13 protein-coding genes are annotated in these 12644 nt (G+C 60.6%); 2 read left to right on the forward strand and 11 right to left on the reverse strand.

The window, feature by feature from the left end; all coding sequences use genetic code 11:
- Positions 1-5: 5 nt before the first annotated feature.
- The 4 genes from LUB09_RS13185 to LUB09_RS13200 all read right to left on the reverse strand — a co-directional run bounded on the left by LUB09_RS13185 (position 6) and on the right by LUB09_RS13200 (position 4282).
- Positions 6-1100, reverse strand: a complete 1095-nt coding sequence (locus tag LUB09_RS13185) for a polyamine ABC transporter substrate-binding protein (RefSeq protein WP_209990556.1) — start codon at positions 1098-1100, stop codon at positions 6-8.
- An 85-nt stretch (positions 1101-1185) separates the two neighbouring features.
- The gene (locus tag LUB09_RS13190; protein ID WP_231422766.1) at positions 1186-2550 is read right to left on the reverse strand and encodes an aspartate aminotransferase family protein; all 1365 of its coding nucleotides are present in this window, start codon (positions 2548-2550) and stop codon (positions 1186-1188) included.
- 54 nt (positions 2551-2604) lie between these two features.
- Positions 2605-3963, reverse strand: coding sequence for a glutamine synthetase family protein (locus LUB09_RS13195; RefSeq protein ID WP_057006451.1), 1359 nt, complete (start codon positions 3961-3963; stop codon positions 2605-2607).
- 79 nt (positions 3964-4042) lie between these two features.
- The gene (locus tag LUB09_RS13200) at positions 4043-4282 is read right to left on the reverse strand and encodes a hypothetical protein (RefSeq protein ID WP_231422767.1); all 240 of its coding nucleotides are present in this window, start codon (positions 4280-4282) and stop codon (positions 4043-4045) included.
- Positions 4283-4560: 278 nt separating this feature from the next.
- Here LUB09_RS13200 and LUB09_RS13205 point away from each other — a divergent pair, with 278 nt between their 5' ends.
- Together LUB09_RS13205 and LUB09_RS13210 are read left to right on the forward strand one after the other, a co-directional pair.
- Positions 4561-5937 carry a glutamine synthetase family protein gene (locus tag LUB09_RS13205; RefSeq protein ID WP_003234758.1) on the forward strand — a complete coding sequence of 459 codons (1377 nt, stop codon included), beginning with the start codon at positions 4561-4563 and terminating at the stop codon, positions 5935-5937.
- A 220-nt stretch (positions 5938-6157) separates the two neighbouring features.
- Positions 6158-6787, forward strand: coding sequence for a TetR/AcrR family transcriptional regulator (locus LUB09_RS13210; protein WP_209986129.1), 630 nt, complete (start codon positions 6158-6160; stop codon positions 6785-6787).
- A 109-nt stretch (positions 6788-6896) separates the two neighbouring features.
- Here LUB09_RS13210 and LUB09_RS13215 read toward each other — a convergent pair whose 3' ends face one another.
- From LUB09_RS13215 to LUB09_RS13245, 7 genes are all read right to left on the reverse strand, one after another.
- The gene (locus tag LUB09_RS13215; RefSeq protein ID WP_003176783.1) at positions 6897-7112 is read right to left on the reverse strand and encodes a TOBE domain-containing protein; all 216 of its coding nucleotides are present in this window, start codon (positions 7110-7112) and stop codon (positions 6897-6899) included.
- A gap of 19 nt (positions 7113-7131) precedes the next feature.
- Positions 7132-7938, reverse strand: a complete 807-nt coding sequence (gene ssuB / locus LUB09_RS13220) for an aliphatic sulfonates ABC transporter ATP-binding protein (RefSeq protein ID WP_209986133.1) — start codon at positions 7936-7938, stop codon at positions 7132-7134.
- Positions 7935-8723 (reverse strand): aliphatic sulfonate ABC transporter permease SsuC, encoded by a 789-nt coding sequence (gene ssuC, locus LUB09_RS13225; protein WP_209986136.1) that lies wholly within the window; start codon positions 8721-8723, stop codon positions 7935-7937. The genes ssuB and ssuC overlap by 4 nt, the downstream gene beginning before the upstream one ends.
- Before the next feature lie 9 nt (positions 8724-8732).
- Complete coding sequence (gene ssuD / locus LUB09_RS13230; protein ID WP_231422768.1) at positions 8733-9881, reverse strand: FMNH2-dependent alkanesulfonate monooxygenase; 1149 nt, start codon at positions 9879-9881, stop codon at positions 8733-8735.
- Between the two features lie 25 nt (positions 9882-9906).
- Positions 9907-10875, reverse strand: a complete 969-nt coding sequence (locus LUB09_RS13235) for a sulfonate ABC transporter substrate-binding protein (RefSeq protein ID WP_209986141.1) — start codon at positions 10873-10875, stop codon at positions 9907-9909.
- Positions 10876-10972: 97 nt separating this feature from the next.
- Positions 10973-11566: an NADPH-dependent FMN reductase gene (gene ssuE, locus LUB09_RS13240; protein ID WP_057006445.1), complete on the reverse strand. Its 594-nt coding sequence runs from the start codon at positions 11564-11566 to the stop codon at positions 10973-10975.
- Positions 11567-11824: 258 nt separating this feature from the next.
- The gene (locus LUB09_RS13245) at positions 11825-12463 is read right to left on the reverse strand and encodes a peroxiredoxin (RefSeq protein WP_057006444.1); all 639 of its coding nucleotides are present in this window, start codon (positions 12461-12463) and stop codon (positions 11825-11827) included.
- Positions 12464-12644: the final 181 nt, after the last annotated feature.

Raw genomic sequence — 12644 nt, forward strand, 5'->3', positions numbered from 1 at the left:
AGGGCTTACTTGCCCGACTTGATCTTGGTCCAGCTGCGCGTCATCTCGCGCTGGGTAGCGGCCGGCAGGTCGGCAATTGCATACAGCTTGGCTTGCACGTCCGCTGGCGGGTAGATGCCCGGGTCGCTGGTGATGTCTTTATCGACCAGTGCAGTAGCCTTCTCGTTACCGTTCGGGAAACGCACGCTGTTGGTGATCGACGCCATCACTTCCGGCTTGAGCAGGTAGTTCATGAACTTATAGGCGGCATCGACGTTTTCGGCATCCTTGGGAATGGCGACCATGTCGAAGAAGCTGCCGGCGCCTTCCTTGGGAATGTCGTAGGCCACCTTGACCTTGCCGCCGGCTTCGGCCGCACGGGATTTGGCCTGCTGGATGTCACCCGAGTAACCCACGGCTACGCAGATGTTGCCGTTGGCCAGGTCCGAGATGTACTTGGACGAGTGGAAGTAGCCGATCGAAGGACGGATTTTGAGGAACAGCGCTTCAGCTTGCTTGAGGTCGTCTTTCTTCTGGCTGTCGGTTGGCAGGCCCAGGTAATGCAGGGCAATCGGCAGCATTTCGGTGGGCGAATCGAGGAAGCTCACGCCGCAGCTTTTCAGCTTGGCGATGTTCTCGGGCTGGAGCAGCACGTCCCACGAGTCGATCTTGTCCACGCCCAGCGCAGCCTTGACCTTCTCCGGGTTGTAGCCGATGCCGATGGAGCCCCACATGTACGGGAACGCGTGCTTGTTGCCCGGGTCGCTGACCGACACAGCTTTGAGCAGGGATTTGTTCAGGTTGCTGTAGTTGGGCAACTTGGACGTGTCCAGTTCCTGGTACACACCGGCCTTGATCTGCTTGGCGAGGAAATTGTTCGACGGCACGACGATGTCGTAACCGGACTTGCCCGCCAGCAACTTGGCTTCCAGGGTTTCGTTGCTGTCGAACACGTCGTACACCACTTTGATGCCCGACTCTTTTTCAAAGTTGGCGATGGTGTCCGGTGCAATGTAGTCGGACCAGTTGTACACGTGCAGCACTTTACTGTCTGCCTGGGCCGCGCCCGCCATTGCGCCCATCAGGGACAAGGCGAGGAGGGTCTTGCCAGCGTTTTTCAAACCTGATGCCTTCATTATGGTGATGCTCCGATTTTTTCTTTATTAGCCACAGCCTGCGTTATTTGATGCGTGCTGAGACTAGCACTTAGCCCTGCAATTGGGCCAAGGTCAGGTCCAGGCAGGTACGCGCCTTGGTCACCAGTTCGTCAATTTCCGCGTGGCTGATCACAAGCGGCGGAGAAATGATCATGGTATCGCCCACGGCACGCATGATCAGGCCGTTGTTGAAGCAAAAGTTACGACAGATCATGCCTGCGCCACGGCCTTCATAACGCTTGCGCGTGGCCTTGTCCTGCACCAGCTCAATCGCACCCAGCAAGCCAACACCGCGTACTTCGCCCACCAACGGATGATCCGCAAGCTCGCGCAGACGTTTCTGCAAATAGGGTGCCGTTTCATCCTGCACACGCTGGATGATTTTTTCGTCGCGCAGAATGCGGATGTTTTCCAGCGCCACCGCCGCCGCCACCGGATGCCCGGAGTAGGTGAAGCCGTGGTTGAAATCGCCGCCTTCATTGAGCACGGCCACCACGTCGTCGTGCACGATCAGCCCGCCCATGGGGATGTAGCCCGAGGTCAGGCCCTTGGCGATGGTCATCATGTGCGGCTTGAGCCCGTAGAAGTCGCTGCCGAACCACTCACCGGTTCGGCCGAAGCCGCAGATCACTTCGTCGGCGACAAACAGAATGTCGTACTTCGCAAGAATTTCCTTGATGCGCGGCCAGTAGGTCGCAGGCGGCACGATCACGCCACCCGCGCCCTGGATCGGCTCGGCAATAAAGGCGCCGACGTTGTCCACGCCCAGCTCCAGGATCTTGGCTTCCAGCTGGTCGGCGGCCCACACGCCGAAAGCCTCCGGGCTCATGTCGCCGCCTTCGCCAAACCAGTACGGCTGAGCGATGTGGGTAATGCCAGGGATCGGCAGGTCGCCCTGTTCGTGCATATAAGTCATGCCGCCCAGGCTGGCGCCGGCCACGGTGGAGCCGTGGTAGCCATTCTTGCGGCTGATGATGGTTTTCTTGTTCGGCTGGCCTTTGATCGCCCAATAGTGGCGGACCATGCGCAACATGGTGTCGTTGCCTTCGGAGCCGGAGCCGGCGAAAAACACGTGATTCATGCCGGCGGGCGCGACGTCGGCGATAGCCTTGGCCAATTCCAGGGCCGGCGGGTGGGCGGTCTGGAAGAACAGGTTGTAGTACGGCAGGGCTTTCATCTGTTTGGCGGCGGCATCGGCCAGCTCATCGCGGCCGTAGCCGATGGCCACGCACCACAGGCCGGCCATGCCGTCGAGGATCTTGTTGCCTTCGCTGTCCCACAGGTAAACACCGTGGGCCTTGGTGATGATCCTCGGGCCTTTCTCTTTCAATTGCTTGAAGTCGCTGAACGGCGCCAGGTGGTGATCGTTGCTCAAGGCTTGCCATTCACGGGTTTGCGGGTTGTTGCTGGACATACAGGTCTCCTGGTTCGGTGAAGGGCGCGCCGTCTGCACAGCGCGCCCGGCGCATCAGACGGCGAAGAGCAGGAATTCCCGCTCCCACGAACTGATCACGCGCTTGAAGTTTTCATGCTCGGCCCGCTTGACCGCGACGTAGCCGGTGATGAATTTCTGCCCGAGGTATTTCTCGATGGTCTTGCTGTTTTCCATGCGTTCCAGAGCGTCTTCGATGGTCAACGGCAGGCGCAGGTTGCGTCGCTCGTAGCCTCGGCCCACCACTGGCGCACTGGGGTTGTGCTGCTCGACCATGCCGATGTAGCCACACAGCAGGCTGGCGGCAATCGCCAGGTACGGGTTGGCGTCGGCGCCTGGCAGGCGGTTTTCCACGCGACGGTTCTGCGGGCCGGCATCCGGTACACGCAGGCCGACGGTGCGGTTCTCCTCGCCCCACTCCACGTTCACCGGCGCCGAGGTGTCGGGCAGGAAGCGGCGGAACGAGTTCACGTTGGGCGCAAACAGCGGCAGCAGTTCGGGGATGAATTTCTGCAGGCCGCCGATGTGATTGAGGAACAGCTGACTCATGGTCCCGTCTTCGTTGGAGAAGACGTTCTTGCCGGTGGCAATATCAATGATGCTCTGGTGCAGGTGCATCGCGCTGCCCGGCTCGCCGGTCATGGGTTTGGCCATGAAGGTGGCGGCCACGTTGTGCTTGAGCGCGGCTTCGCGCATGGTGCGTTTGAACACCAGAATCTGGTCGGCCAGGGACAGCGCGTCGCCGTGACGGAAGTTGATTTCCATCTGCGCGGTGCCGTCTTCGTGGATCAGGGTGTCGAGGTCCAGCTCCTGCAATTCGCACCAGTCGTAGACGTCTTCGAACAGCGGGTCGAATTCGTTGGCCGCTTCGATGGAGAAGGACTGGCGACCGGTCTCCGGGCGCCCGGAACGGCCAATTGGCGGTTGCAGCGGGAAGTCCGGGTCTTCGCAGCGTTTGGTCAGGTAGAACTCCATCTCCGGCGCCACGATGGGCTGCCAGCCTTTGTCGGCGTAGAGCTTGAGCACTTTCTTGAGCACGTTGCGCGGCGACAGCTCGATGGGATTGCCTTGCTTGTCGTAGGTGTCGTGGATCACCTGGGCGGTGGGCTCGATGGCCCAGGGCACGAGGAACACGGCGTTCTGGTCGGGGCGGCAGATCATGTCGATGTCGGCCGGGTCGAGCAGTTCGTAATAGATGTCGTCTTCGACATAGTCGCCGGTCACGGTCTGCAACAGCACGCTCTCGGGCAGGCGCATGCCTTTTTCGGCGATGAACTTGTTGGTCGGCGAGATCTTGCCTCGGGTGATACCGGTGAGGTCGCCAATCATGCATTCGACTTCTGTGATCTTGTGGTCTTTCAACCAATCGGTGAGCTGGTCGAGGTTGTTACTCATAAATGCCTCTGGGCTGGGTCTCCTGGCGTCCATTAAAGGCCAGGCGTTGGTTGACGCAGCATCCGCGTCGTTTTTTCGTTCAGGGTAGGAGCTTACCTGCCATTTGCTGCAACGTTGCATTCCTCAGGCCAACCTTGTGCGTAATTTTGATCGGCGCGGCGGTCATCTGCGGCGTGATCGCAATCGAGGAGGCAAAAAAGAGGAAGACCCGGGCGTCAAGAATATTGGCCGGTGCGCGGTGCTTGGCGAGGCATAAATGGAGAGATGACAGGACTTGTCTGATACAGGTCAAGACGCCAACTGGCGGAAGGCGAGACATGAAGCACCCCGGTATTATTGCTGTTATGGGTTTGAATCGAGCTTAGCCTTGTTCATTTTTTTACACAACACCCCCGTAAAAAATACAACACGGCCCGCTTTAGGCTGCGACTCCCCAGCCGCGCAAACCCAAAAAAGCGCCGCAAAAAGCCCCAAAAAAGGCCACGCGGCGCTTTTTCAGGGCAAAAAAGGCCTCGCTTGACTTCGGCATGCCGTTCGGGTTGACTGAAACCAGAAAAGATCAATGATTGATATTTTTAACAACAAAGGTGTTGCATCATGTCGGTACCCCCGCGTGCCGTTCAGCTTAACGAAGCGAACGCGTTCCTTAAGGATCATCCTGAGGTTCTGTACGTAGACCTTCTAATTGCGGATATGAATGGTGTGGTGCGCGGCAAGCGCATCGAACGCACCAGCCTCCACAAGGTTTACGAGAAGGGCATTAACCTGCCTGCCTCTTTATTTGCCCTGGATATCAACGGCTCGACGGTGGAAAGCACCGGCTTGGGTCTGGACATCGGCGATGCTGACCGAATCTGTTATCCGATCCCCGACACCCTGTGCAATGAACCCTGGCAAAAGCGCCCGACCGCGCAATTGCTGATGACCATGCACGAACTGGAAGGTGAACCTTTCTTCGCCGATCCTCGCGAAGTGCTGCGCCAGGTGGTGAGCAAGTTCGACGATCTTGGCCTGACCATCTGCGCCGCCTTCGAGCTTGAGTTCTACCTGATCGACCAGGAGAACGTGAACGGCCGCCCCCAACCGCCCCGCTCGCCGATCTCCGGCAAACGTCCGCACTCGACACAGGTCTACCTGATCGACGACCTCGACGAGTACGTCGACTGCCTCCAGGACATTCTGGAAGGTGCCAAAGAGCAAGGCATCCCGGCCGACGCCATCGTCAAGGAAAGTGCCCCGGCGCAGTTCGAAGTGAACCTGCACCACGTTGCCGACCCGATCAAGGCCTGCGACTACGCGGTACTGCTCAAGCGACTGATCAAGAACATCGCCTACGACCATGAGATGGACACCACCTTCATGGCCAAGCCCTACCCGGGCCAGGCTGGCAACGGTTTGCACGTACACATTTCGATCCTGGACAAAGACGGCAAAAACATCTTTGCCAGCGAGGATCCCGAGCAGAACGCCGCATTGCGTCACGCGATCGGCGGTGTGCTCGAGACCCTGCCCGCCCAGATGGCGTTCCTGTGCCCGAACGTCAACTCCTACCGTCGTTTCGGCGCACAGTTCTACGTGCCGAACTCGCCGTGCTGGGGCCTGGACAACCGCACCGTGGCGATTCGCGTGCCCACCGGTTCGTCCGATGCCGTGCGTATCGAACACCGCGTGGCTGGCGCCGATGCCAACCCTTACCTGCTGATGGCTTCGGTCCTGGCGGGCGTGCACCACGGTCTGACCAACAAGATCGAGCCGAATGCACCGGTGGAAGGCAACAGCTACGAGCAGAACGAACAAAGCCTGCCGAACAACCTGCGCGATGCCTTGCGCGAGCTGGACGACAGTGAAGTGATGGCGCGGTACATCGATCCCAAATACATCGATATTTTCGTCGCCTGCAAGGAAAGCGAGTTGGAAGAGTTTGAACACTCCATCTCCGACCTTGAGTACAACTGGTACCTGCATACCGTTTAAGCGGTTGCGGTAGTTGAAAAGACGCTGCTGACTTCGGTCAGTGGCGTTTTTTTTGGGTTTATTCGGGGACACCGAGGTGGATTCATCGGGGGCAATCCCCCTCCCACACTGGATCTGTGACCACATTCAAAATGTGGGAGGGGGCTTGCCCCCGATAGCGGTCTGGCAGACAACACACCTTCCTACTCATACAATGCCTGCTGCCTTGTAGGAGACTTCCATGTCCACCCGCCCCACCGTCACTCGCAAACCCCGCGCCCGCAGCCAGGCGCGGATCGACACGATCCTGGATGCCGCCCGCGCGTTGCTGGCCGCCGAAGGCGTGGCCGGTTTGTCGATCTACAGTGTGGCCAAGCGCGCGCAGATTCCGGCGGCGTCGGTGTACCACTTTTTTGCCAGTGTGCCGGCGTTGCTGCAAGCGTTGACGGCGGATGTGCACGCGGCCTTCCGTGCGGCCATCGAGGCCCCCATCGAGCATGACTCGCTCAAGCAATGGCGCGACCTGTCCGCTGTCGTCGAGCAGCGCATGCTTAGCATCTACGCGCATGATGCTGTCGCGCGCCAGTTGATCCTCACCCAGCACGGGCTCACTGAAGTGACCCAGGCCGACCGTCAGCATGATCTGGAGTTGGGGGATTTGATGCTGGCCGTGTTCAACCGCCACTTCGAGGTGCCGACGCTACCCAACGATGTGGACGTGTTTGCATTGGCGCTGGAGTTGAGCGACCGCGTGTATGCGCGCTCGGTGCATCAGCATGGGCGGATTACGCCGCGCATGGCGGAGGAAGGGATGCGGGTATTTGATGCGTATGTGGGGCTCTACTTGCCGGCGTACTTGCCCAAGCGGTAAGGGTGGCTGGGCGCGCCTCATCGGGGGCAAGCCCCCTCCCACACGTTGACCTGTGAACACATTCAAAATGTGGGAGGAGGCTTGCCCCCGATGACGGCCTCAAGAGCACTCACAACTTGGCAATCGACACCTCAGTGGATTTCACAAAGGCGATCACTTCACTGCCGATCACCAGTTCCAGCTCCTTGACCGAGCGCGTGGTGATCACCGACGTGACGATGCCCGAGGCGGTCTGCACGTCGATCTCCGACAAAACGTCGCCGACCACGATTTCCTTGATGGTGCCCTTGAACTGGTTGCGCACGTTGATGGCTTTGATAGTCATGGTGTTTTTCCTGTGTGGGTTATTGAGCCCAACGCAATTGCGTCGGCAGCGGTGAAACAGGTTCGGGTTCCGGCGGCACGCCGGGCAAGGACAGCACGCGGTTGAGCACTTCGGCTTCCAGTGCGGCCAGACGATGTGAACCACGGGCACGCGGGCGCGGCAGGTCGACGGTGAGGTCCAGGCCGATTTCGCCGTCTTCGATCAGGATCACCCGATCGGCAATCGCCACGGCTTCGCTGACGTCGTGGGTGACCAGCAACACGGTGAAGCCGTGCTTTTGCCAGAGGTTTTCGATCAGTTGCTGCATCTCGATACGGGTCAGGGCATCCAGTGCGCCCAGGGGCTCGTCGAGCAGCAGCAGGCGCGGTTGGTGGATCAGCGCGCGGGCCAGCGCCACCCGTTGCTTCTGCCCGCCGGACAACGCCGCCGGCCATTCATCGGCACGCTCGGCCAGGCCCACCGCCTCCAGCGCGTCCAACGCCCGCGGGCGCCAGTTGCCCTTGAGGCCCAGGCCCACGTTGTCGATGATCTTTTTCCACGGCAGCAGGCGCGCTTCCTGAAACATCAGCCGCGTGTCTTCGATCGCCTCGTCGAGCGGCGCAGACCCGGCCAGCAACTGGCCGCCGCTGGCTTTATCCAGGCCCGCCAGCAGGCGCAGCAAGGTGCTTTTACCGCAGCCACTGCGACCGACCACGGCGACGAACTGACCGGCAGGGATATGCAGATCGATCTCTTTGAGTACTTCCCGCGCACCAAAGGACTTGCGCAATTTGCGCACCGCGAGCGGGATGCCCTTGAGCAGGCGCGGAGGTTGTTGAGCAGTCATGCCGCACCTCCCTTATGCACTTGATAGGCCGGGTGCCAGCGCAACCAGACCCGTTCCAGGCCACGCGCGGCCAGGTCGGCCAGTTTGCCGAGGATCGCGTACAACACGATGGCCAGCACCACCACGTCGGTTTGTAGAAATTCCCGCGCGTTCATCGCCAGGTAGCCGATGCCGGAGCTGGCCGAGATGGTTTCCGCCACGATCAGCGTCAACCACATGAAGCCCAGGGCAAAGCGCACGCCCACCAGGATCGACGGCAACGCGCCGGGCAGAATCACCTGCCAGAACAGGCTGAAACCGGACAAGCCATAGCTGCGCGACATTTCCACCAGTGCCGGGTCGACGTTGCGGATGCCGTGATAGGTGTTGAGGTAGATCGGGAACAGCGTGCCGAGGGCGACCAGGAAAATCTTCGCCGTCTCATCAATGCCGAACCACAGGATCACCAACGGAATCAGCGCCAGGTGCGGCACGTTGCGGATCATCTGCACCGAGCTGTCCAGCAAACGCTCGCCCCAGGTCGACAGACCGGTGATAAAGCCCAGCGCCAGGCCGATGCCGCCGCCGATCACGAAGCCCAGGCCGGCCCGCCAGCCACTGATGGCCAGGTGCGTCCAGATTTCGCCGCTGCGCACCAGGTTGACCCCGGCCTCAATCACCGCGCTGGGCGCCGGCAGAATGCGCGTCGACAACCAGCCCGCCGACACCGACAACTGCCACACCGCCAGCAACAGAATCGGCAGCACCCAGGGCGCCACGCGATGGCTCAATTTTTCAACATTCATGGCGTCCCCTCAGCTCTGTGACGCGGCTTTGGGAAGAATGTCGTTGGCGACCATTTCGCCGAACGGGCTGACATAGCCGGTGCTTTTCGGCTGCTCGGCCCGTTCGATATCCAGGTGCGGGAACAGCAGCTCAGCCACGCGATACGACTCTTCCAGGTGCGGGTACCCGGAGAAGATAAAGGTGTCGATGCCCAGGTCCGCGTATTCCTTGACCCGCGCCGCAACCGTCGGGCCATCGCCCACCAGCGCAGTGCCCGCACCGCCACGTACCAGACCGACGCCGGCCCACAGGTTGGGGCTGACTTCGAGGTTGTCGCGGCTGCCACCGTGCAAGGCGGCCATGCGCTGCTGACCCACCGAGTCGAAGCGCGCCAGGGAGGCCTGGGCGCGGGCGATGGTTGCGTCGTCCAGTTGGGAGATCAGTTTGTCGGCGGCTTTCCACGCCTCTTCGTTGGTTTCGCGCACGATCACATGCAGGCGAATGCCGAAGCGCACGGTGCGCCCGTGCTTGGCGGCCTTGGCGCGAACTTGCTCGATCTTTTCTGCCACTGCCGCCGGCGGCTCGCCCCAGGTCAGCACCATCTCCACCTGTTCGGCGGCCAGGTCCTGGGCGGCTTCGGAAGACCCGCCGAAGTACAGCGGCGGGCGCGGTTGCTGGATCGGCGGGTAGAGCAGCTTGGCGCCTTTGACGCTGATGTGCTCGCCGTCGTAATCCACGGTTTCACCTTCCAGCACACGGCGCCAGATGCGAGTGAACTCCACCGAGGCCTGGTAGCGCTCTGCGTGGCTCAAGAACAGGCCGTCGCCGGCCAGCTCTTCCGGGTCGCCACCGGTCACCAGGTTGAACAACGCACGGCCGCCGGACAGACGATCCAGGGTTGCGGCCTGACGCGCGGCCACCGTCGGCGAAATGATGCCGGGGCGCAGAGCGACGAGAAATTTCAAGCGCTGGGTCACCGGGATCAGCGAGGCGGCTACCAGCCATGAGTCTTCGCAGGAACGTCCGGTGGGAATAAGCACCCCGCCGAACCCGAGGCGGTCAGCAGCCTGGGCGACTTGCTGCAGGTAGCCGTGGTCGACGGCACGCGCGCCTTCGGCGGTGCCAAGGTAATGGCCGTCGCCGTGGGTAGGCAGGAACCAGAAAATATTGAGGCTCATGGAGTTGTCTCCTGAAGAAATCGAATTACGGCGCTGTGGCCACGGTGGCGGGCGGTGTCCAGATCACGTCCTTGATGCTCAAGGGCTTGGGAATCAATTTGAGCTGGTAGAAGGTGTCGGCGATTTTCTGCTGGGCGGCGACCACTTCCGGGGTCAGGAACAGCGCACCGTAGCCCTGGCGTTTCACCGAGGTCAGGGTGATGTCGGCCGGCAGGCCAAGCAGCGGCGCCACCTGAGCGGTGACTTCCTGCGGGTTGGCCTTGGACCATTCGCCGACTGCGCGCACTTCTTCCACCAGCGCCTTGATCACCTCCGGGTGCTGTTGCGCGTAGGGTTTGGTGGCGAGGTAGAACTGGTGGTTGTCGGCGATGCCGGTGCCGTCACGCAGGGTGCGCGCCTGCAGCTGTTTCTCGGCGGCGGCCTGGTACGGATCCCAGATGACCCAGGCGTCGACACTGCCCCGCTCGAACGCCGCGCGGGCATCGGCGGGCGGCAGGAATACGGTCTGCACGTCGGTGTATTTGAGCCCGGCATCTTCCAGGGCACGCACCAGCAGGTAGTGCACGTTGGAGCCTTTGTTGAGCACGACTTTTTTGCCCTTGAGCTCGGCCACCGACTTGATCGTGGAATCCTTGGGCACCAGGATCGCTTCGCTGGTAGGCGCCGGCGGCTCGTAGGCCACGTAGAGCAGATCGGCACCGGCCGCCTGGGCGAACACTGGCGGGGTTTCGCCGGTAACGCCGAAGTCGATGGCGCCGACATTCAGGCCTTCAAGCAACTGCGGGCCGCCGGGAAATTCCGTCCATTGCACCTGCACGCCTTGGGCAGCCAGGCGTTTTTCCAGGCTGCCCTTGGCCTTGAGCAGCACCAGGGTGCCGTATTTCTGATAGCCGATCCGCAAAGTTTCGGCGGCCTGGGCGTTAACAATGACGCCGAAGGACACAGCCGCAGCAAACAGTGCGACCAGACCACGACGCAAGATGACAGTGCGCATGGCGCTCTCTCCAAATAGTGCGATGAGGGGGTTGGCTGCACCTGCTTGGCCGTTGGCGGCTGAGTAAGGTGAGTGTTACCGGATGTCGGGGTGAGGCTTAAATGCTCCAGCGAGCACTCAACAAACGTTCATTCAACACGTCCGGATCCAGCGGTTTTGGGCGGCGGGCCATGGCGCTGTAGAGCTGCTCAACGGCTTCGCGCAGTCGCGCCTCAAGCACCGGCACCAGTTGTGCCTGGACACTGCCCTCGCCGTAGGCGATCTGGCTGTCCTCAGCGAAAATGCCGTGCAGCAATTCCTGAGCCTTGAGCGCCGACAGCACCGGCTTCAAGGCGTAGTCCACCGCCAGCATGTGGGCGATGCTGCCGCCGGTGGCCATCGGCAGTACTACCTTGTGCGCCAGGGCGCGTTCGGGCAGCAGGTCGAGCACGGTTTTCAGCGCGCCGGAGAACGAGGCCTTGTACACCGGCGTGGCGATCACCAGGCCGTCGGCATTGGCCACCTGTTGCAACAGGTCGATCACCTTGGGGCTGTCGAAGCGCGCATGCAGCAAGTCTTCGGCCGGGAAGTCCCGAACCTGGTAACTCACCACTTCGACGCCTTTGTCTTGCAACCACTGACGGGTTTTTTCCAGCAGCACCCCGGAGCGGGAACGCTGACTGGGACTGCCTCCGAGTGTTACGACCAACATGCAGGAATTCCTTTGAGCAAGTGCCGGCGTTCGCTGTGTGGCGATGGCGCCAAGATGGGACAGACCTTAGCAGCAGATTTATATATCTATAAATCTTATTTTTTCATTTGTTTATTCCATAAATACATATGCAATTTATGGAAAGCCAGGCGAAAAAAAAGGCCGTCGAAACGGCCTGAAAAACCCCTGCTTTGTGAGCTGTGAAATGCGGCAAAAACTGTGGGAGGGGGCTTGCTCCCGCCCACATTGGGTTGTGTGTCAGCGGTTGGGTTGCGGGGTCAGGCGCAGGTACGGCTTCACGGCGCGGTAGCCCTTGGGAAAGCGCTTCTGGATCTCTTCCTCATCCTTGAGCGACGGCACGATCACCACCTCATCACCGTCCTGCCAGTTGGCCGGGGTGGCGACCTTGTGGTTGTCGGTCAGCTGCAACGAGTCGATGACCCGCAGGATTTCATGGAAGTTGCGGCCGGTGCTGGCCGGATAAGTAATGGTCAGGCGGATTTTCTTGTTCGGGTCGATCACGAACAGCGAGCGCACGGTGAGGGTATCGCTGGCATTCGGGTGGATCAGGTCGTAGAGGTCCGAGACCTTGCGGTCGGCGTCGGCCAGGATCGGGAAGTTGACCACGGTGTGCTGGGTTTCGTTGATGTCTTCGATCCACTTGTGGTGGGAGTCCACCGGGTCTACGGACAGGGCAATGGCCTTGACGCCGCGCTTGGCGAATTCGTCCTTGAGCTTGGCGGTGAAGCCCAGCTCAGTGGTGCACACTGGCGTGAAGTCGGCCGGGTGCGAGAACAACACACCCCAGCTGTCGCCCAGCCATTCATGGAAATGAATGTTACCGGCGCTGGAATCCTGTTCGAAATCGGGGGCGATATCGCCCAGTCTGAGGCTCATGGCATGGCTCCTGGTGAGTGCTTATGGCGCCCACTGTGCATGCTTCGGCATTTATTTAAAAAGAATAAATAACGATTTATCCAGACGATAAAAGAATATTAAAAATCTGTTCACTGGACGCTGAGGCACGCGGGGATCAACATCGATTTCAAGGTTCGAGAAGGCCTTGAGACGCTGCAAA

Source organism: Pseudomonas sp. Leaf59, from assembly GCF_920984685.1.
GTDB lineage: Bacteria > Pseudomonadota > Gammaproteobacteria > Pseudomonadales > Pseudomonadaceae > Aquipseudomonas.

Coding starts and splice junctions, on each gene's coding strand:
- ssuE (WP_057006445.1), bottom strand. CDS start 11,566: ATGTTGGTCGTAACACTCGGAGGCAGTCCCAGTCAGCGTTCCCGCTCC.
- LUB09_RS13200 (WP_231422767.1), bottom strand. CDS start 4,282: ATGTCTCGCCTTCCGCCAGTTGGCGTCTTGACCTGTATCAGACAAGTC.
- ssuD (WP_231422768.1), bottom strand. CDS start 9,881: ATGAGCCTCAATATTTTCTGGTTCCTGCCTACCCACGGCGACGGCCAT.
- LUB09_RS13235 (WP_209986141.1), bottom strand. CDS start 10,875: ATGCGCACTGTCATCTTGCGTCGTGGTCTGGTCGCACTGTTTGCTGCG.
- LUB09_RS13210 (WP_209986129.1), top strand. CDS start 6,158: ATGTCCACCCGCCCCACCGTCACTCGCAAACCCCGCGCCCGCAGCCAG.
- LUB09_RS13195 (WP_057006451.1), bottom strand. CDS start 3,963: ATGAGTAACAACCTCGACCAGCTCACCGATTGGTTGAAAGACCACAAG.
- ssuB (WP_209986133.1), bottom strand. CDS start 7,938: ATGACTGCTCAACAACCTCCGCGCCTGCTCAAGGGCATCCCGCTCGCG.
- ssuC (WP_209986136.1), bottom strand. CDS start 8,723: ATGAATGTTGAAAAATTGAGCCATCGCGTGGCGCCCTGGGTGCTGCCG.
- LUB09_RS13190 (WP_231422766.1), bottom strand. CDS start 2,550: ATGTCCAGCAACAACCCGCAAACCCGTGAATGGCAAGCCTTGAGCAAC.
- LUB09_RS13245 (WP_057006444.1), bottom strand. CDS start 12,463: ATGAGCCTCAGACTGGGCGATATCGCCCCCGATTTCGAACAGGATTCC.
- LUB09_RS13205 (WP_003234758.1), top strand. CDS start 4,561: ATGTCGGTACCCCCGCGTGCCGTTCAGCTTAACGAAGCGAACGCGTTC.
- LUB09_RS13215 (WP_003176783.1), bottom strand. CDS start 7,112: ATGACTATCAAAGCCATCAACGTGCGCAACCAGTTCAAGGGCACCATC.